Here is a 19,035-nt window from a genome sequence, read left to right as displayed (position 1 = left end):
CTAGGCCTTGGTTGATGACGCCCTGACGACGAGCGTTGGCTCCAGGCAGATGCTGCGGGCGGGGGCGCCCTCGACGATCTCGTCGGACAGGCTCAGCGCAGCCCGTCCCAGGGCGTCGAAGTCCTGCGTGACGCTGGACAGGGACGGGGTCGCCCAACGCGCCAGGGGGATGTCATCAAAGCCGACAACGGCGACGTCGTCGGGGATTCTCACGCCGGCGGCGAGCAGCTCGTGGCACAGCCCCAGGGCGATGTCATCGTTGGCGGCGAAGACGGCGTCGGGCAGGCCGCTGTCGAGCAGACGCCTGGCAACCTTGGCCCCTGCCTCTCCCGTCCAGGCGTCCGTACCCACCCAGCGGCCGGGAAGCCCGGCCTGCGCGCACGCCGACTGGTAGGCGGCCAGGCGCTCCGAGGCGTCCTGCCAGGACAGGTCCCCGGTGACGTGCAGCAGGCGGCTGCGCCCCTGAGCCAGAAGGTGCTCCGTGGCCAGCCTGGCTCCCAGGGCCTGGTCGATGGAGACGGTGGACAGCTCGGAGAACTCGTGCTGACCCGAGATGATGGCCACGACCGGACCGCGGTGGCGCTGGGAGGAGAGAATGGTCAGGACGTCGGCGCGCTGGGCCAGGACCACGATGGTCGCCACGCGGTGGCCGTGCAGGTGAGCCAGTGCCTGTCGCACGGATTCGGAGTCGCTTCCCTCGGCAGTGGCCAGGACGAAGGTGTCCCCCCGCTCGCGCACCGCCCTGGCGATCGCGGAGAAGATGGAGGCCATCCCGTGTGACAGCCCGGCAGTCAGCAGGATTCCCACGGCCCCGGAGGAGCCCGAGGCCAGCGAGCGGGCGGCGAGATTCGGCTCATAGCCCAGTGCCTGAACGGCTGCCAGAACCTTCTGACGTGTCTCGGGACGGACCGACGGGTGGTTGTTGAGTACGCGAGAGACGGTCTGCGCTGAGACTCCGACTGCCTCGGCCACGTCACTGAGGGTCACGCGTGTGGACACAAGGGAAATATAGCAGTGCCGCCCCAGGAGCCCGGGATGCCCGACGCCCGTCGGGGCGCCGCGTCGGCGTGCTGGCGCGGGCGGTGCGGCGCGCGTCCCGCACCGCGGCTGGCCCAGCCAGTAGCGTGAGCGTATGAGCCTGGCCGTCTACCCCGGAAGCTTCGATCCCCTCACCCTGGGGCACGTCGACATCGCCGCCCGCGCGACCACGCTCTTCGACGTCGTCGTCATCGGGATCGCCCACAACGCCGCCAAGGCCGGACGTCACCTGCTCGACGTCCACGAACGCCTCCGCCTGGCCAGGGAGGCCACCTCCCACCTGTCCGGCGTCGAGGTGGACATCGTCCCCGGGCTCCTGGCCGACTACTGCAGCCGGCGCGGGGCGAGCGCCATCATCAAGGGCCTGCGCAACGGCAGCGACCTGGATGCCGAGCTGCCCATGGCCCTGCTCAACCGCGACCTGGGGGCGCCCGAGACGGTCTTCCTGCCTGCGTCCGCCGCCTACGCGCACATCTCCTCCTCCCTCGTCAAGGACGTCGCGGGCTACGGCCGAGACGTCTCCGCCCTCGTGCCGCCCGCTGTGGCCCACGCCCTGGAGGTCCGGCTGTCCCAGGCCCCCGGGTCTGCAGCCCACGACGGCGTGGACTCAGGACTCATCCCGCCCGGGACCCCGCCAAGCCGCTTCGTCGGCGCCGACCACACTCGAGAGGACCTACCGTGACGACCAGCCGTGATGCCGGAGACGACCTGCTGCGCATCCTCGATGAGCTCGACGAGCTCATCAGCAACGCCCGATCCATGCCGATGAGCGCCTCGGCGATCGTCAACCGGGAGAACGCCCTGCATCTCATCGATCGGGCTCGTGACGCGGTCCCGACCGCCGTCCGTCGCGCCGAGAAGATCGTCGCCGATGCCGACGCCGTCCTGGCTGAGGGGCGGGCCGAGTCCGAACGGCTCGTCCAGTACGCCCAGGAGGAGTCCGAGCGTCTCGTGGCTGGGGAGAACATCGTGCGCATGGCCAATGACCGGGCCGACAGTATCGTGGCTGCGGCGGAGGACAAGGCCGCCTCCCTGCGTCACGGGGCCGACGAGTACTCCGACCGCACCCTGGCCTCCCTGGAGGCCGAGGTCGCCAAGGTCGCCGAGCAGATCCGCGCCGGCCGTGAGGTCCTGGCCGGCCGCCTGGGCGACGGCTCGGGCCAGCCGGTGGAGATCCAGGAGCCCGTCCGCCGCCGTTCGGCCTGGTCCGTGGACCCCTCCGCCCACTGAATCGGCGGCGCCGCCCCACCGGGTACGCTCGCGCCAGACATCACGTCCATCAACCCCGCCCACCAGCCGCCCAGGACCGTGTCCATCGCCTGGGCATCACCTGGGCATCACGCGGACACCATGCCGCTGGGGCCCCTCGGTCATCGCTGGGTACGGTGCGGTCAACCCGCTGTGGAGGAACCTATGCCAGGACTCATCGTCGATATCGTCGACCTGCCCCGTGCCACCGGCTCGGTCAAGAACCTGCAGATCCGCACCCCCGCCCCCGCCGACCTGGGCACCGAGGTCATCGGTGTGCCCGAGGGCAGCGACCTTGCCCTCGACGTCACCCTGACCTCCATGGACGACGGCGTCCTGGCACATGCCGACGCCGACCTGCACGTCCACGGCGAGTGCGTGCGCTGCCTGCGCGACCTCGATGAGGACCGCAGCGTGAGGATCGACGAGCTCTACCTCTTCCTCGAGGTCATCGAGGCCCAGCGGGCCGAAGGCGATGAGGAGGCCGAGGACCTCCTGGCGGTGGGGGAGACCACCCTGGACCTCGAACCGGCGCTGCGCGACGCCCTGGTGCCCACGCTGCCCTTCCAGCCCCTGTGTCGCCCCGACTGCCCCGGACTGTGCCCCGACTGCGGCAAGCGCTTCGAGGACCTGCCTGCCGACCACCACCACGAGGTCCTCGACCCGCGCTGGTCCGCCCTGGCCGGCCTGCTGGAGACCGAGACCGGTCAGGAGGGCGAGCCGGACGCTCCCACGAGTGAGGAGGAACAGGCCTGATGGCCAAGCGCCGCAGCGCCCCGCCCGCGCGCACCGACACCGAGGCCCTCGTCTACCGCTGGGGGCCGAGCATCGATGCCCAGCTGCTCGACCTGGCCCTGACCCACCGTTCCTACGCCCACGAGAACGGCGGCCTGCCCACCAACGAGCGTCTGGAGTTCCTGGGCGACTCCGTCCTGGGCATCATCGTCACCGAGTACCTCTACCGCACCCACCCGGAGGTCCCCGAGGGCCAGCTCGCCAAGATGCGCGCCGCCACCGTCTCCGAGCCGGCCCTGGCCGCCGTCGCCCGCGACCTGGGACTGGGGGAGTTCATCAAGCTCGGCAAGGGCGAGGCGCTCTCGGGCGGGCGTGACAAGGACTCCATCCTGTCCGACACGGTCGAGGCCCTCATCGGCGCCACCTACCTCACCCACGGCCTGGAGGAGACCCGCACGGTCGTCACCCGGCTCGTCTCCCGCTTCCTGGACTCGGCCCGCACCCGCGGCGCGGGCCTGGACTGGAAGACGAGCCTCCAGGAGCTCACCGCCGTCCACCAGCTCGGCAACCCCGCCTACGAGGTCACCGGAACCGGCCCCGACCACCAGCGGGTCTTCACCGCCAGCGCCATCGTTGACGGCGAGGTCCTGGGGCAGGGCACCGGCAGCTCGAAGAAGGTCGCCGAGCATGACGCCGCCGAGGCCGCCTACGCCGCCATCCTGGCCGCCCGAGGTGACGGCGGCCTCAACCTGCCCGGAGTCAACGAGGCCCTGCGCGCCGACCTGCTCACCGGGCAGACCCCCCAGACGAGCTGATGCCAGAGCTGCCCGAGGTCGAGGTGGTGCGCGCCGGTCTCGCCCGGCACGTGGCCGGACGCACCGTCACCCGCGTCGAGGTTTTTGACCCGCGTCCGCTGCGCCGCCAGGACGGGGGAGCGCAGGCCTTCATCGACCAGCTCACCGGGCGCACCCTGACCGCGGCCGTCCGCCGCGGGAAGTTCCTGTGGCTGCCCCTGGACGACGGACGCGCCCTGTCGGCCCACCTGGGCATGAGCGGCCAGCTGCTCGTGCGCGGCACCACCGTCGCGACCGCTCCTGACGCTGCCCCGGAGCCCAACCGTGCCGCGGCCTTCCTGGCCGACCCGGACACTCTGCCCGGCGGGCGCCCAGCGGACCTGAGTGCTACCGAGCAACCCCGCTACGTGCGGGACATCTCCACCTCTGCCCGCCACCTGCGAGTGCGCCTCCACCTCAGCACCGGCCTGGGCGGCGATAACTGTGACAACGGCGCCGGCGCCGCGGTCCTCGACCTGGTCGACCAGCGCATGCTCGGTGGCCTGCACGTCGTCGACCTGACCCCCACCGCCGACGGCGCTCCCGGCGGGATGGGCGACCCGCGGCCGCTGCTGCCCGCCGACGCCACCCATATCGCCCGTGACCTGCTCGACCCGGCCCTGCAGCTGGCCGGCCCCACCGGCGTCGTCGCCCGGCTGCGCGCCTCGAGGCGCGCCATCAAGATCCAGCTGCTCGACCAGGGACTTGTCTCGGGCATCGGCAACATCTACGCCGACGAGGGCCTGTGGGAGGCCGGGGTGCACGGCCTGCGCCCGGGAACTGGTCTCGGCCCGCGGGTGGTGGCCCGGATCCTTGAGTCCACCGCCGAGGTCATGCGCCGGGCCCTTGAGGTCGGTGGCACGAGCTTCGATGCCCTCTACGTCGATGTCGAGGGTGCCGCCGGGTTCTTCGCCCGCGAGCTGGGCGCCTACGGGCGCCAGGGACTGGAGTGTCGCCGCTGCGGGGCCACCATGGTGCGTGAGACTCTGGGAGGGCGTTCTCACACCTACTGTCCCCGTTGCCAGACCCGTCCGCGCCGGCACCGGTAGGCGCAGCCAGTGCTCGCAGGGAGCCTCCACAACGGCATCACCGCAGCATCGCCACAGTGCCGCCAGGGTTGTGACGTAGGTTTCCATACCCTGGTAATGTCATGAGTATGGCACACACCCCATCGTCGGAGATCGTCCGCGTCATGATCGTGGACGACCACGAGATCGTCCGTCGCGGCATCGCCGAGATCATTGACCGCGCCGATGGGCTCGACGTCGTCGCCGAGGCGGGTTCTCGGGCTGAGGCGGTGCGTCGGGCCGAGCTGGTCCGCCCCGATGTCATCCTCGTGGACCTCCAGCTGCCCGACGGCACCGGCATCGAGCTCATGCAGGAGCTGAGGGACTCCGTGCCCCAGGCCCTGCCGATCGTGCTGACGTCCTTCGACGACGACGAGGCCCTGGCCGAGGCCCTGGCGGCAGGTGCCCGGGCCTACCTGCTCAAGACGGTCCACGGTGCCGAGATCAGCGACGTCGTGCGGGCAGTCGCCTCCGGACGCGTCCTGCTCGATGAGCGCACCGTGACGCGCCGCCGGGCGGACCACGACGACCCTACCGCCGACCTGACCAACGCCGAGCGCAAGGTCCTCGACCTCATCGGTGACGGCCTGTCCAACCGGGAGATCGGTGAGCGGCTCGGAGTCGCAGAGAAGACGGTTAAGAACCACATCACCTCCCTGCTGGCCAAGATGGGCTTGCAGCGACGCACGCAGGTCGCCGCCTGGGTCGCCGGTCAGCGGGCCTCAGGCTGGCGCAACAGCTGACGGGTCCTTCTGCGCGCTGAGCCCGCCACTGAGGGGCGCACGCGGACTCAGCGCACCCGGCCGCCCCCGTCCAAGGGCACTCGCCAGGTGAAGCAGGTGCCGCGCCGCTCGCCGTCGGAGCGGGCCCGTGGACCGATGACGAAGCTGCCGCCGTGACGGCGGGCCCGCTCGGCCATGTTGGCCGTCCCCGAACGGCGCGTCACTGAGGGATTCACCCCGACGCCGTCGTCACGGCAGACGATCTCCACCACCGGGCTGCCCCGGAAGGGCTCGGCGTCTCCCGAGGCGTGACCCTCGTCGTCGCCCGGGCCGCAGCACTGCTCCGAGCCCGGCTGCACCCCCTCGATCTTGACGTCCACCGTCACCGAGGAGGCGTGGGCGTGACGGGCAACGTTGCTCAGTCCCTCACGCACGACAGCGACCATGTCGTCGGCGATATCCGGTGCCACGGCGGCGTCGACCGAGGCGATGAGCCGGTCCTCCTCGTCGCGGTCCACCTGGGCCAGGCCCCGGCCGTCGACGCTCAGCAGCAGGGAGGGGGCGTAACCCAGGGCGTTGCGGGCCAGGGAGGCCTCGCGCCGCAGCCGCTCGATCACGCCGACCTCCTCATCGCGATCACGCAAGGAGCGCACGATGGAGCGGATCTGGCCGACGGAGTCATCCACCGCCTCCAGGGCGGTGCTCAGCACGGAGCACACCGCATCCAGGTCCGCCTGTGTGCTGGAGGCCAGCCGTTCCCGGGCCGCGGAGATCTGCATGCCGGTGGCGAAGAGCTGCTGGATGGCCAGGTCGTGTAGGTCTCTGCCGATCCGGGCCCGCTCATCGAGCAGTGTGGCCATCTCCTCGGCGTGCTGGGCGTCGGCCAGCTCGAAGGCCATGGTTGCCTGTCCCGCCACGAGCTCGGCGATCTCCAGGTCCTGGGCGGTGAAGGGTGCCGCGCCGGGGGAGCGCAGCAGCAGCATCACCCCCACGCCCCGCCCCCGGTGGATCATGGGGGCGTAGAGGGCCGGCCCGAACTGGGCCAGCTGGGGGACCATCAGGTCGCCGTCGCCCCAGGCGTCCTCCAGGGAGTCCACGACCAGGCCGGTCTGATGGGCCAGGGTGGTCAGGGCCCGACCCTCGGGCGGGAAGAAGGTGCCGATCAGCTCCCGGGCGTGCTCGCCGTCGGCGATCTCGCAGATCCAGCGCTCCCCGATGCTGGGCAGGATGAGGGCGGCGGTGTCGGCGTGAGCGACCTGGCGGACACGGTGGGCGATGAGCGTCAGCGCGTCATCCTCCTCGGCGCCCGAGAGCAGCAGCGTCGTCAGCTCCTGGGAGACCACCATCCACTGCTCGCGGTCACGGGCCTCGCGGTACAGGCGGGCGTTCTCCACGGCGACGGCTGCGGCCTGGGCCAGGGTCAGGACGGCGTCGGCGTCCGAGCGGGTGAAGCCCCCCGGCTTGTCACACAGGTAGAGATGTCCGTAGACCTGGCCGTGAAGGCGCAGCGGGGCCGAGAGCAGACTGCCGGTCTCCTCACCCTCGATGGCACCGGTGAAGGCCGAGGCCCTGCCCAGGTCGTTGTCGATGACCATCCCGGTTCCCTCGAGTCCGCTGAGCAGGGCATCGGCGGAGGAGTGTGAAGCGCCGGCGGTATCGGGGGCGCCGGCCATCTGGGCGAGCTCATCGAGGGTCGCCGTGGGCACCCCACTGCACAGCCCGGTGCCGGAGCCGGCTGCCGAGGAATCGGGTGAGAGGGCGCCGGCCGGGTCAACATCCATGTCCGCGTGGTTGAGCACGGCGATGGTGCCCCACGAGGCACCCGTGATGGAGCAGGCCGACTCCACCAGACGGCGCAGCGCGTCGGGGACCCGCAGGGAGCTGGTGAGGCTCAGGGCCGCCTGGATGAGGGCGACGGTCGCCTCGTCCAGGCTCGGCTGAAGGGCCGACACCCGGCGGCCACGGGTGGAGACCAGCTGGTCGGCGTGGACGGCGTAGGCCAGACGCCCCGCCGCGGCGTTATCCTCCGAAGAGTTCGCCAGCGCCTCCTCACGTCGCTCCGGGGGGCCGTCAAGCTCCTCCAGGGCGTCCTCGGGCACACCGGGGAAGCCAAGACTCTCGCCGAGAGTGTCTGCTGCACGTGGGGAGTGGGGTGTCGTCATTGTGCTCAGCTCGTTCAGCTCGTACCGGATACCTGGTCCTGCTGCCTGTCCTGATCCTCCTGGGAGAGCGACCACCGGTAGATCTCGGAGACGTCCTGGAGCTCGCGGTGGCTGCCTCGATTTAGGATAGTCGCCGGCGCCTGCACGCCGGCCTGCGGCCGGTGCCCCATGACAAGGACCTCGTCTGCGTGCTCCAGGGCGCTGAGGCGATGGGTGACCAGGAGAGTGCCGCGGCCCTGGTCGCCCGCTGTCAGCAGGTCGGTCACGAGCCGGTCCGCGGTGAGGGCATCGAGATGCTCACCGGGCTCGTCCAGCAGCATCAGGGGGGCCGGAGCCGCCAGGGCGCGGGCCAGCAGGAGCCGACGTCGCTCGCCACCTGACAGTGTGGTGGCATCGGTGCCGATGGTGGTCTCGACACCCTCGGGAAGAGCCTCGAGCCAGTTCCCCAGGCCGGCCCGGCTCAGCAGCTCGCCGGCCTCGGTGGGGGTGACGTCCCCGCGCGCCACGCGCAGGTTCTCCAGCACACTGGTGTGGAAGACGTGCGCGTCCTCCGCGGTCAGGCACACCCGGGCCGCCACCTCTGAGCGGGCCGCCTGCCACGGGGGGACGCCGTCGAGCGTCAGCGTGCCGCCCCGAGGCTCCAGCAGCCCCGCTAGCGTGGCCAGCAGTGTCGACTTGCCGATCCCCGACGGCCCCACGATGGCCACTCGGCGACCGACCCGCAGATCCAGGTCGATGCCCTCGGCCACCACCGGGCCGCCCGGCCAGCCCACCGCCAGCCCCCTTGCCTTGAGGTACGGGCCCTGGGCGGAGGGCTCGGGCAGCTCCCGAGGCGCGGAGGACATCGCGGAGCCGCTGGCGGCACTGGCTTCAGCGGCCTCGATGAGCTCCACGATGCGGCAGGCGGCGCCGGCCGACCTCACCAGCTGCACGCTGGCCGGGCCGAGCGCGGAGGTGGCTTCGAAGGCGGCCAGTGGAACCAGGACGATCACTGCCAGCCAGACCGGGGCCAGCTGCCCGGCGGAGACGGCGCTCACCCCCACTACCAGGTTGCCCAGGACCGCCAGGCCCATGGCGGCCACGTCCACGGCCGCCGCGATCGCGGCCGGCACTGCGGCCCGGTCCCGCAGACGGGTCAGGCTCTTCTCCCGGGAGGCGACCTGGTGCATCGAGCCGGCCAGACGTCCGGAGACGGTCAGCTCAGGAGCCCCCTCCAGGACCGCCAGCACCTCCGCGGACAGCTCGGTGGCCTGCCTCTGACGGGCCTGCTCGGCGATTCTCGCCGAACGGATGGTGGCCAACGGCCCCACCAGTCCTGACAGCAGCAGACAGGCCAGCAGGATGAGGCCTGCCGGCCAGTAGACCAGGGCGATACCAAGGCTGGTGGCCGCGCCCAGGACGGCGGCGACCGCCGCCGGCAGATAGGCGCGCACGACGAGGTCCCCGACCGCGTCGATGTCGCTGCCCACTCGCGCCAGGACGTCGCCGCGGCGCAGGCCCGCAACCGTGTCCGTGCGTGCTGAGGCCAGGGACTCATAGAGGCGGGTGCGCAGCGCGCCCATGCCTCGCAGGGCGGTGTCATGGGAGACGAGCCGCTCGCAGTAGCGCAGGACGGAGCGCGAGATACCGAAGAGCCGCACCGCCACCGGCGCCACCCCCAGCGCGACGACGTCGGGCATCTGTGAGGCCCTGGCAATGAGCCAGGCCGCCACCCCGGACAGGGCCACGGCTGAGGCCATACCCGCCGTCCCGGCGACTACGGCCAGGGCGAAGCGTGAGCGATCCAGGTTCAGCAGGCCCACTGCCCGGCGCAGGGAGCGTCGCTCATCGGCGGACAGCGCGGGGGAGAGGGCGGAGGTCGTCGGATGCGCGGGGTTCACGTGGGTCTCAGTGGTCTCAGGGGTCAATGTGCTTGCCGTGCTCACAGGGCCTCCTCCTGCACCGTCGCCGCCTTATGGGCAGATGCCCGGTCAGGTGCGATGCTCTCTGGCGGCACCGGTCGGCTCATCACGGCGATGGTCTGTTCGGCCAGGGCCATGAGTGCGGGACGGTGCGCAATGACCACCACTGTGCGCCCCGAGGCGTGCAGCGCACGGACGGAGTCCAGGACGTGGGCCTCACTGGCCGCATCCAGGTGCGCGGTCGGCTCATCCATGACCACCAGGGGCGCCGTCGAGCACAGGGCTCTGGTCAGGGCCAGACGCTGGCGCTGCCCCACGGACAAACCCACTCCTGCGCTGCCCACCGGGGTCTGCCAGCCCTGCGGCAGGCCGTTCACGACCTCATCGAAGCCCGTGGCACGGGCCGCCTCAACCAGTACGTCGGGGATCCCCTCCGCTGTGGAGGCGCCCGGCTCGGCATGATCCAGGACGTTGTCCAGCACCGTGCCCGGGGTGATGGTGGGGCGCTGGGGTACCCAGGCGATCTGCTCCCACCAGGTAACCGGATCGATCTGGGCGAGGTCGACCGCGGTGCCGGGATCGCCGCCGTCGGGCACGATCCTCACCCGCCCCCGGTCTGGGGGCAGCAGGCCGAGCAGGACCTGCGTCGTCGTGGTCTTGCCGGCACCCGACGGGCCGGTCAGCGCCACCAGGCTGCCCGGCCGGATTGAGGCACTGAGCCCGGCCGGGGCCCACGCGCCCCGGGAGGCGACGGACACCCCATCGATCTCAATCGTCGATGAGCGCAGGTCGGGGGCCGGCAGGTCGCCGTGCTTGGGCACCGGGGTCTGAAGAACCTCGAAGACGGCGTTTGCCGCCGCCACCCCGTTGGCCGAGGCGTGGAACTGGAAACCCACCTGCCGCAGCGGCTGATAGACCTCAGGGGCCACCATGAGGACGAGCAGGCCGGTGAACAGATCCATCCGTCCGGCCACGAGCCGGAAACCGATCTGGACGGCGATGATCGCCACCGACAGCGTCGTGATGAACTCCAAGACCGCCCCCGACAGGAAGGCGACCCGCAAGGTCGACATGGTGGTGCGCCGGTAGGAGCGGCCCAGGGAGCGCACCTGCTCGGCTGGTTCCTGCTCGCGCCCGAGGGCCTTGAGCGTGGGCAGGCCCGAGATGAGATCGAGTACCTGATCGCCTAGGACCTGCATGGTCTTGAGGCGCTCCTGGGAGACGGACTGGGTCATCTTGCCGATGAGAATCATGAAGATGGGGATGAGGGGCAAGGTGCACACCACGGCCACCGCGGCAGACCAGTCCTGGGTGAGAAGCACCAGCACCGTAGCCGGTGTCACCGTCGAGGCCAGCACCAGCTGGGGAAGGTAGCGGGTGAAATAGGGCTCGAGGTCGTCCAACGCGTGAGTCAGCAACGTGGCCGTCTGCGTCCCGTGAATCGCCTGCCAGCGGGGGCCCAGCCGGGCTGCGTGCTCCAGAACCTGCCGGCGCAGCTCGACGATGGTCTCCGTGGCGGACCGGTGGGCATGAACCTCCTGAAGCAGGACCACCAGGGCCCTAGCCGCCAGGACCCCACCCAGCGCCACCGCCAGTGCCCTGACAGCCGACGGTGCAGCCCCCTCGGAGATGACCGAGGAGACCGCACCGGAGATGAGGAAGGCCTGAGCCACCACCAGCACGGCGGTCACCATCCCAGTGACGGCAGTGGCGGCAATGTATCGGCGGGCGGAGCGTGCGTAACGCATCAGCCGGGGATCGAGGGGCTTCACCTGCTCAAGGATAGGGGAGTAGGTCCAAGGGCCCGGAAACTCCCGGCCGATGCGTCGCGCTGACGGTCAGTACCCGAAGTGCGCCTCGGGCTGAGCCGAGTCACGCACCAGCGTGGGGTGCAGACCGCCCTGGTCGGGGTCGATGCTCTCGACGCTGATGCGCGAGGCGAAGACCTTGTAGCTCCAGATCGTGTAGGCCAGGACCCCGGGGACGAACACCGCCGCGGCGACGCTCATGATGAGCAGGGTCGTGTCGGCGCTCGCGGCCTGCTGGATCGTCAGCGAGTAGGCCGGGTCCACCGAGGAGCGCATGACGTTGGGGGCCATCGCGGCGAAGATGAAGACGACGGCGAAGGCGATCCCCACAAAGTGCAGGGCGAAGGCCCGGCCCTCCTTCCCAGTGCGTCCCATGAGCAGGGAGCCGATGAGTCCGGCAGCGGCGACGACCAGCGGAATCCAGGACAGGGCGCTGCCCGAGTAGGCCAGCTGCGCCCACAGGGCCCAGGCGGCGGTGACCGCGGTGGCCGCCGGGGCGAGCCGGCGTGACATCCGCAGCGCGCGCTGCGACAGATCCCCAGTGGTCTTGAGCGCCACGAAGAGCGCTCCGTGGTTGAGGAAGAGCAGGCAGGTGACGACGCCTCCCAGCAGGGTGAAGGGGGTCACCATCGTGAGCAGGCCCCCGGTGATCTGGTGGGCGGCACCGGGCACCAGGGAGTCGGCCGGCACCTGGGAGGCCGGGACGACGGCGCCGTTGGAGGTCTGGACGACCTCGATGTGCATGCCCTGAACCAGGTTCGCGAAGGCCACGCCCCACAGGATGGAAGGCAGCCAGGCGCTGATCGTGTGGACCCAGTCCCAGCGGTCGCGCCAGGTCTGGGAGTTGACCTTGGGACGCCACTCGATGGCGCATACGCGCACGATGAGGCACAGCAGAATGATGAACAGGACGACGTAGGCCCCGGAGAACAGGGTGGAGTACCACTCGGGGAAGGCGGCGAAGGTCGCCCCGCCGGCGGTCAGCAGCCACACCTCGTTACCGTCCCAGTGGGGGCCGATGGTGGACAGCGTCGCGCGCCGCTCGCGCTCGTCGCGGCCCAGGATCTTCAGGATCATGCCGACGCCGAAGTCGAAGCCCTCCAGCGTGAGGTAACCGATCCACAGGACGGCGATGAGGATGAACCAGAGGATGCTCAGTGTCATGGGGTTTCTACCTTCCTCGGCTCAGTAGGCGAAGGACAGGGCCGGGGCGGCCTCGGAGGAGTCAACGGAATCGTCGCTGGAGTCCGTGCCCTTGCCATCCCGGTCCGTCTGCTTGGACTTCTCGGTCTTGTCCGGCACCGGGGTGCGCACCCCTTCACGGATGTAGCGGCGCAGCAGCACGAACCAGACCACGCCGAGCGCGGCGTACAGCAGGGTGAAAATGACCATGGAGGCCAGCACCGTGCCCGAGGAGACCACGGAGGAGACGCCGTCGGCGGTGAGCATGTAGACCTGCGAGACCGGATCGGACAGGTTGGGGACGATGACCCAGGGCTGACGGCCCATCTCACGGAAGATCCAGCCGAAGGAGCAGGCGATGAAGGGCAGCCACATGGTGGCCAGCGCCGCCTTGCCCAGCAGCGGGCGGGAGATGAGCCGATCGGAGCGGGTCAGCCACAGGGCCAGAGCCCCCAGGGCCATCGAGGCCATGCCCAGCCCGATCATGAGGCGGAAGGACCAGAAGTTGACCATGACGTTGGGGCTGTAGTCGACGGCGTTACCGCGCGCGTCGGTGGTGCCGTACTGCTTGTAGATGTCACCGGTCTCCTTGAGTCCGGTGACCTCGGCGTTGAAGTCATTGGTGGCCATGAAGGAGTAGACACCGGGAACCGAGATGAACCGGACCATGCCGTCCTCGTTCTTGCAGTCCCCGAAGGCGGCCACGGTGAAGGGGGCTCCGGCCTCGGTGTGGCACAGCCCCTCGGCAGCGGCCATCTTGCCCGGCTGGTACTCGGCGACCAGCTGACCCTGCATGTGGCCGGTGCCGGCGGTGACCAGACCCGCGGCCACCATGGTGACGGCCCCGAAACGGGCGACCCGCCGCCACAGCTCACGCGCCTCGAAGTCCTGCTTGGCCTGGGCGGCCTTGACCATCCACCACACGGACACGCCCATGACGACGGCTGCGGCCACCAGCAGAGCCGAGGAGATGACGTGCAGCACAGTGGCCCACACCAGCTCGTTGGACAGGAGCTTGAGGAAGCCGCTCACGCCATCGAGCTCGGCGCGGCCCGTCTTGGGGTTGACGACGGCGCCCACCGGGTGCTGCATCCAGGAGTTGGCGGTAAGGATGAAGAAGGCGGAGAAGTTCGTGCCGGCGGCCACGGCCCACATGCACAGGTTGTGCAACCTGGGGGACAGGCGGTCCCATCCGAAGATCCACAGGCCCAGGAAGACGGACTCCATGAAGAAGGCCAGCAGGGCCTCGAAGGCGAGGGGGGCGCCAAAGATGTTGCCGACGAACCTGGAGTACTCCGACCAGTTCATGCCGAACTGGAACTCCTGAACGATGCCGGTGGCCACACCGAGCGCGAAGTTGATGAGTAGGATCTTGCCGAAGAACTTGGTGGCCACGAGCCACTGCTTGTTGCCGGTCCTGCGCCAGAGCGTCTCCATGAGAGCCACCAGCGGCGACAGTCCGATGGTCAGCGGAACCAGGATGAAGTGGTAGACGGTGGTGATACCGAACTGCCAGCGCGCCAGATCCAGAGAGTCCAGCGCCATGGGAGAGATGGCCATCAGTGCCACCTTTCGGAGATGACGATGAGATCGATAGGAAATACTGTAGAGCGTTCTACAGGTCAATAGGGTCAGTGTAGGTCATCGATGACGTCATGTCATGAAACGTGTGGGGTGTGACGCTCCTGAGGCATGCGGTCCGACCGGTTCTTTTCTTGTGAACGCATCGCTGGGGAGACGTTGTCGCGGTAGTTCAACGACTGAACGTTGAATGGTGTGTATGCCGCGAGAGTGGGCCGAAAGTCCGCCGCGCGACGGTAGGGCTTCCGCGTGTCTGGCTGAGGGGTGGAAGGTTGCTGGGTGCGTGATGAGGTCAACGTGCACAGAGATTGGGGGCACCACGAGTCGCACAAGCGCTTATCTGCGTTTGTGTGGGATACTTCGAGCCGGCATCGGGTGCCTCGTACCAGTACCCGGAGCCACGCCTTCCAACCGACCCTGTCCGAGGACCTTGCGCCGCCTGAGCTGCGCCGCTGCGAGCCCGGTCTGTGTGGATGAGAGGCAAGGCGTGCGTCCTCCCGGGCGCGCTCAAGACTTTTTCGCTGCTCCCCCTGGGAGCACAACCGCGCTGACGCGTCGAGGGTACGACGACGGCGTCGGCCCCGGAGAGTGCAAGCCCCATGGCACGTCGCACCACATCAGAATCAACAGAATCGTACGAGCAGGAGCACGCCGACGGTGACGCCGTGAACGCGCCGACTCCGCGCCGTCGCCGCAGGGTCACCGCGGCAGCGGCCGCCCCCGAGAAGGCTCCTGCTGCCGAGCAGCCCGGTTCGGTAGGGGCCGCCGATGCCGTCACCGCCTTTGGGGCTGAGGAGCCCGGCGTGCAGCAGGCCCCGCAGGCCGCGGCTGTTGAGTCGGCCCCGCCTCGTCGTCGTCGGAAGGTCGTCGCGGCCTCTGCCGCCCCCGAGAAGGCTCCTGCTGCCGAGCCCCACGTCACTGCCGGGGCGGACGAGCCAGATGACACGCACGTGACCGAGGATGCATCGAGCGCCGATGCTGCGCAGGAGGATGCCGAGCAGCAGGTCGACACCGAGGGGACCGACGGCGAGGGGCTCGAGATGCCTCAGGAGGATGACGAGCTCACCGGGGCGGACTCGGGTGAGGAGGAGGAACTCCAGGCCCCCCGTCTTCCTGCCGCCTCGCTCCTGTTCCAGGCCCCCGACCCAAGTCGGGCCCGCCGGCGCCGTCGGGTCACCGCGGCCACCGCCGCCCCCCAGGCGGCGCCGAGCGCCTCGCGCCACCAGGGCGCCAAGGACTGGGCGGACGAGGAGGACGCCGACGCGCGGACCGGTGCCCAGGGACATGACGAGGATGCTGAGTCCGAGTCCTCCCGTGCCGACCGCAGTGGTGGTCGCGGCCGTCGGCGTCGGCGGGCCGCCGCCGGTACCGGGGCCCCGCAGGAGTCCCGCGAGGACTCTGCCCTTGACAAGACCGACGCCGAGGTCGCTGAGGCCGACGGCCCTGACGGGGCCGATGAGGCCCAGGCCGAGTCCTCGGAGGACGGCCGTGAGGGCGGGGTCCGCCGCAAGCGTCGCCGCGGTGGTCGCGGTCGGCGCTCGCGCTCGCGGGGTGAGGACTCGACGCGCACTGACGCCGATGACGAGTCGCCGGCCGTGGAGGATGACGGAGCCGATGAGGCTCCATCGCGCGAATCCTCCTCCGATGCCGCCACGGAGATCGCCACGAGCGCCGTGTCCGGATCGCGCCGCCGGCGACGTCGCTCCCGTACCCGCTCGGAGGGTGGCGACCTGCGTGACGAGGTGACCGCCCTCAAGGGCTCCACCCGCCTGGAGGCCAAGCGTCAGCGCCGCCGCGAGGGCAGGGCGGCCGGGCGTCGTCGTCCCATCGTCACCGAGGCCGAGTTCCTGGCCCGTCGCGAGTCCGTGGACCGACAGATGATCGTGCGCGAGTCCGACGGCCTCAACCAGATCGCCGTCCTGGAGGACGGGCTCCTCGTGGAGCACTACGTCTCCCGGCACACCCAGACCTCCATGGTCGGCAACGTCTACGTCGGTCGGGTTCAGAACGTCCTGCCCTCCATGGAGGCCGCCTTCGTGGACCTGGGCAAGGGGCGCAACGCCGTCCTCTACGCCGGCGAGGTCAACTGGGACGCCGCCGGCCTGGAGGGACGGCCCCGCCGCATCGAGGACGCTCTCTCCAGTGGCGACACCGTCCTGGTCCAGGTCACCAAGGACCCCATCGGCCACAAGGGCGCTCGCCTCACCAGCCAGATCACTCTGGCGGGCCGATACCTGGTCCTGGTCCCCGGAGGAACCATGACGGGGATCTCGCGCAAGCTGCCGGACACCGAGCGCAGCCGCCTGAAGAAGATCCTCAAGCGGATCGTGCCCGACTCGGCAGGAGTCATCGTGCGCACCGCCGCGGAGGGGGCCACTCAGGAGCAGCTGACCGCCGACGTCGAACGCCTCGTGGCCCAGTGGGAGGCCATCGACAAGAAGGCGTTCTCCGTCATGAAGGGCAGCGGCAAGGCCCCCGTCCTGCTCAAGGGGGAGCCCGAGCTCGCCGTGAGAGTCATCCGCGACGTCTTCAACGAGGACTTCCGCAAGCTCATCGTCTCCGGCGACAACACCTGGTCCACGATCTCCCAGTACATCGACGAGGTCAGCCCGGATCTGTCCGAGCGCCTCGAGCACTGGGTCGGGCCCGAGGACGTCTTCGCCGCCCACCGTGTCGACGAGCAGCTCGCCAAGGGCTTCGACCGCAAGGTCTGGCTTCCCAGCGGCGGCACCCTGGTCATCGACCGCACCGAGGCGATGACCGTCATCGACGTCAACACCGGGCGCTTCACCGGAGCGGGAGGCACGCTGGAGGAGACCGTCACCCGCAACAACCTGGAGGCCGCCGAGGAGATCGTCCGCCAGCTGCGCCTGCGCGACATCGGTGGCATGGTCGTCATCGACTTCGTCGACATGGTCCTGGAGTCCAACCGGGACCTCGTGCTGCGCCGGCTCGTGGAGTGCCTGGGGCGCGACCGCACCCGCCACCAGGTCACTGAGGTCACCTCATTGGGGCTGGTCCAGATGACCCGCAAACGGGTCGGCCAGGGCCTGGTCGAGGCATTCTCCACCACCTGCGAGCACTGCAAGGGCCGGGGCTTCATCGTCCACGACGAGCCCGTGGAGAACCAGCAGATCGACATGTCGGCCTCCGCCTCACGCGGCGGCGGACGCTCGCGCGGACGCAAGAACCGTGAGGAGCAGGCCGCCGGCGGGGGCAAGAAGGAGGCCAAGAAGGACTCCCAGGAGACCAAGGGCTCCAAGAGCTCCAAGGGCTCCGGTCGCGGCAAGGCATCGGCAGGGCGCGACGTTGCCGTATCGCCCGAGTCCGGAGTAGACGACGAGGCCCGGGCGGCAGTGCGAGGCGCTCTGGCCCAGATCGCGGCCGCCGCCGAGCAGGCTCACAAGGACAGCCAGCAGGAGGGACAGGACCCTCATGAGGGTCAGGGGGCCGTTGAGGCTCCGGAGGCCGGCGTGAGTGACACCGCCGACGCTGCGACGCAGACCGCGGAGAACGGGCAGTCCTCCGATGGTCAGGAAGTTTCGGACTCCCTGGCCGAGGACAAGCCGGTCAAGACCCGGTCGAGGAAGGCGGCTGACAAGAAGTCGGCGAAGAAGACCGGTGAGAAGAAGGGCGACAAGGCGGACAAGAAGTCGGGGCGGAAGACCGGCAAGAAGGCTGAGAAGAAGGTCGCCACGACCTCCGAGGACCCCGCTGAGCCGCAGCCTGGGGAGGCGTCGGCGGAGCCGGTGGAGGAGAAGCCGGTGAGGAGAACGCGACGGCGGGCCACGGCCAAGAGTGCCGCGCCCTCGCCGGAGAATTCTTCAGACGCCCCGGAGGCATCGGCCTGACGAGGTCTCCGTGCCCAAGAACACAGGGGGTGGGGTGGATCGGAGGTTGGTGCTGGCGACATGATCGCCTAGAGTTATCTGCCGGTGCTTCTTGCGCCATTGCCCAGACAGGGCCCTCCCGGCGAGGCCGATACCGGTCTTGCGGCGAGTGAGAGCCTTTCGAAGAATCTACAGAGATGAGCATTCAAGTGGTCTACGCGATCGTCAAGGCCGGCGGCCGTCAGGAGAAGGTCTCCGTCGGCGACGTCGTGGTTGTCGACAAGCTTGCTGGTGAGATCGGCGACGAGGTCACCCTCGCCCCCGTCATGCTGGTGGACGGCGACAAGGTGACCACCTCTGCCGCCGATCTGGCCAAGTCCTCCGTCACCGCCGAGATCATCGGCGACGAGAAGGGCCCCAAGATCAACATCCTCAAGTTCAAGAACAAGACCGGCTTCCGCAAGCGCCAGGGCCACCGCGCTCAGCTGACGGCCGTCAAGGTCACCGCCATCAAGTGACCGCCCCGGCGTCAGCCAGTACGCGGGCATCCTGAACGCACACGCTCGAGAAGAAAGAAGCCTTCAACCATGGCACACAAGAAGGGTCTTGGTTCCTCCCGTAACGGCCGCGACTCCAACGCGCAGCGCCTCGGCGTCAAGCGCTTCGGCGGCCAGTTCGTCAAGGCCGGCGAGATCATCGTCCGCCAGCGCGGCACCCACTTCCACCCGGGCCGTAACGTCGGCCGCGGCAACGACGACACCCTGTTCGCCACCGCCGCCGGTAACGTCGAGTTCGGCACCTTCCGCGGTCGCCGGGTCGTCAACGTCGTGCTCCCCGAGGCCTGAGCCCCGAGCACATCACCACGTCGCGAGAGGGCGGACGGCACCTGCCGTCCGCCCTCTCGCGCTATCCCGGACTCACAGGAGAC

Annotated in this window: 15 protein-coding genes; 9 read left to right on the top strand and 6 right to left on the bottom strand. The window is 69.9% G+C overall.

Translation table 11 applies throughout. The features are described from left to right. Window positions 1-999: a LacI family DNA-binding transcriptional regulator gene (locus tag AXE84_RS00160; protein WP_081093001.1), complete on the bottom strand. Its 999-nt coding sequence runs from the start codon at window positions 997-999 to the stop codon at window positions 1-3. Window positions 1,000-1,132: 133 nt separating this feature from the next. On the opposite strand from AXE84_RS00160, the gene coaD reads away from it, so the two are divergent. The 6 genes from coaD (at window position 1,133) to AXE84_RS00130 (ending at window position 5,664) form a co-directional block, all read left to right on the top strand. Continuing rightward, the gene (gene coaD / locus AXE84_RS00155) at window positions 1,133-1,720 is read left to right on the top strand and encodes a pantetheine-phosphate adenylyltransferase (protein WP_060956432.1); all 588 of its coding nucleotides are present in this window, start codon (window positions 1,133-1,135) and stop codon (window positions 1,718-1,720) included. After that, a complete protein-coding gene (locus AXE84_RS00150) occupies window positions 1,717-2,268 on the top strand; it encodes a hypothetical protein (RefSeq protein WP_010614946.1) in 552 nt (183 codons plus the stop codon). The genes coaD and AXE84_RS00150 overlap by 4 nt, the downstream gene beginning before the upstream one ends. Window positions 2,269-2,451: 183 nt before the next feature. Then, a complete protein-coding gene (locus AXE84_RS00145) occupies window positions 2,452-3,042 on the top strand; it encodes a YceD family protein (protein WP_060956431.1) in 591 nt (196 codons plus the stop codon). Beyond that, window positions 3,042-3,836, top strand: a complete 795-nt coding sequence (gene rnc / locus AXE84_RS00140) for a ribonuclease III (protein WP_010614948.1) — start codon at window positions 3,042-3,044, stop codon at window positions 3,834-3,836. The genes AXE84_RS00145 and rnc overlap by 1 nt, the downstream gene beginning before the upstream one ends. Further along, window positions 3,836-4,903, top strand: coding sequence for a bifunctional DNA-formamidopyrimidine glycosylase/DNA-(apurinic or apyrimidinic site) lyase (gene mutM / locus AXE84_RS00135; protein WP_060956430.1), 1,068 nt, complete (start codon window positions 3,836-3,838; stop codon window positions 4,901-4,903). The genes rnc and mutM overlap by 1 nt, the downstream gene beginning before the upstream one ends. A 101-nt stretch (window positions 4,904-5,004) precedes the next feature. Further along, entirely contained in the window at window positions 5,005-5,664 is a 660-nt protein-coding gene (locus AXE84_RS00130) for a response regulator (protein ID WP_020991587.1), read from the top strand. Window positions 5,665-5,711: 47 nt separating this feature from the next. On the opposite strand, the gene AXE84_RS00125 is transcribed toward AXE84_RS00130, so the two are convergent. From AXE84_RS00125 to AXE84_RS00105, 5 genes are all read right to left on the bottom strand, one after another. Then, window positions 5,712-7,805, bottom strand: coding sequence for a GAF domain-containing sensor histidine kinase (locus tag AXE84_RS00125; protein ID WP_060956429.1), 2,094 nt, complete (start codon window positions 7,803-7,805; stop codon window positions 5,712-5,714). 14 nt (window positions 7,806-7,819) lie between these two features. Further along, complete coding sequence (gene cydC / locus AXE84_RS00120) at window positions 7,820-9,730, bottom strand: thiol reductant ABC exporter subunit CydC (RefSeq protein ID WP_060956428.1); 1,911 nt, start codon at window positions 9,728-9,730, stop codon at window positions 7,820-7,822. Next, window positions 9,727-11,478 carry a thiol reductant ABC exporter subunit CydD gene (gene cydD / locus AXE84_RS00115; RefSeq protein WP_208854565.1) on the bottom strand — a complete coding sequence of 584 codons (1,752 nt, stop codon included), beginning with the start codon at window positions 11,476-11,478 and terminating at the stop codon, window positions 9,727-9,729. Before cydD ends, cydC begins: the two co-directional genes overlap by 4 nt. A 66-nt stretch (window positions 11,479-11,544) precedes the next feature. Beyond that, the gene (gene cydB, locus AXE84_RS00110; RefSeq protein ID WP_010614956.1) at window positions 11,545-12,678 is read right to left on the bottom strand and encodes a cytochrome d ubiquinol oxidase subunit II; all 1,134 of its coding nucleotides are present in this window, start codon (window positions 12,676-12,678) and stop codon (window positions 11,545-11,547) included. A gap of 21 nt (window positions 12,679-12,699) precedes the next feature. Then, window positions 12,700-14,256: a cytochrome ubiquinol oxidase subunit I gene (locus AXE84_RS00105; RefSeq protein ID WP_060956427.1), complete on the bottom strand. Its 1,557-nt coding sequence runs from the start codon at window positions 14,254-14,256 to the stop codon at window positions 12,700-12,702. A gap of 620 nt (window positions 14,257-14,876) precedes the next feature. Between AXE84_RS00105 and AXE84_RS00100 the strand changes: the two genes are divergently transcribed. From AXE84_RS00100 to rpmA, 3 genes are all read left to right on the top strand, one after another. Continuing rightward, entirely contained in the window at window positions 14,877-18,128 is a 3,252-nt protein-coding gene (locus AXE84_RS00100; protein WP_060956426.1) for an Rne/Rng family ribonuclease, read from the top strand. A 176-nt stretch (window positions 18,129-18,304) separates the two neighbouring features. After that, window positions 18,305-18,625 carry a 50S ribosomal protein L21 gene (gene rplU / locus AXE84_RS00095; protein WP_004565174.1) on the top strand — a complete coding sequence of 107 codons (321 nt, stop codon included), beginning with the start codon at window positions 18,305-18,307 and terminating at the stop codon, window positions 18,623-18,625. Between the two features lie 69 nt (window positions 18,626-18,694). Then, on the top strand, window positions 18,695-18,952 hold the full coding sequence (gene rpmA / locus AXE84_RS00090) for a 50S ribosomal protein L27 (protein WP_003785909.1): 258 nt from the start codon (window positions 18,695-18,697) through the stop codon (window positions 18,950-18,952). Window positions 18,953-19,035: the final 83 nt, after the last annotated feature.

Source organism: Actinomyces oris, from assembly GCF_001553935.1.
GTDB classification, from domain to species: Bacteria; Actinomycetota; Actinomycetes; order Actinomycetales; family Actinomycetaceae; genus Actinomyces; species Actinomyces oris_A.
The sequence above is the reverse complement of the archived record's forward strand: the minus strand, read 5'-3'. Positions and strand labels throughout refer to the sequence as shown.

Excerpts from the sequence above, each read along its gene's own strand:
- coaD (WP_060956432.1), top strand. The coding sequence starts at position 1,133 with ATGAGCCTGGCCGTCTACCCCGGAAGCTTCGATCCCCTCACCCTGGGG.
- AXE84_RS00145 (WP_060956431.1), top strand. The coding sequence starts at position 2,452 with ATGCCAGGACTCATCGTCGATATCGTCGACCTGCCCCGTGCCACCGGC.
- rnc (WP_010614948.1), top strand. The coding sequence starts at position 3,042 with ATGGCCAAGCGCCGCAGCGCCCCGCCCGCGCGCACCGACACCGAGGCC.
- mutM (WP_060956430.1), top strand. The coding sequence starts at position 3,836 with ATGCCAGAGCTGCCCGAGGTCGAGGTGGTGCGCGCCGGTCTCGCCCGG.
- AXE84_RS00130 (WP_020991587.1), top strand. The coding sequence starts at position 5,005 with ATGAGTATGGCACACACCCCATCGTCGGAGATCGTCCGCGTCATGATC.
- AXE84_RS00125 (WP_060956429.1), bottom strand. The coding sequence starts at position 7,805 with ATGACGACACCCCACTCCCCACGTGCAGCAGACACTCTCGGCGAGAGT.
- cydB (WP_010614956.1), bottom strand. The coding sequence starts at position 12,678 with ATGACACTGAGCATCCTCTGGTTCATCCTCATCGCCGTCCTGTGGATC.
- AXE84_RS00105 (WP_060956427.1), bottom strand. The coding sequence starts at position 14,256 with ATGGCCATCTCTCCCATGGCGCTGGACTCTCTGGATCTGGCGCGCTGG.
- AXE84_RS00100 (WP_060956426.1), top strand. The coding sequence starts at position 14,877 with ATGGCACGTCGCACCACATCAGAATCAACAGAATCGTACGAGCAGGAG.
- rplU (WP_004565174.1), top strand. The coding sequence starts at position 18,305 with ATGAGCATTCAAGTGGTCTACGCGATCGTCAAGGCCGGCGGCCGTCAG.
- rpmA (WP_003785909.1), top strand. The coding sequence starts at position 18,695 with ATGGCACACAAGAAGGGTCTTGGTTCCTCCCGTAACGGCCGCGACTCC.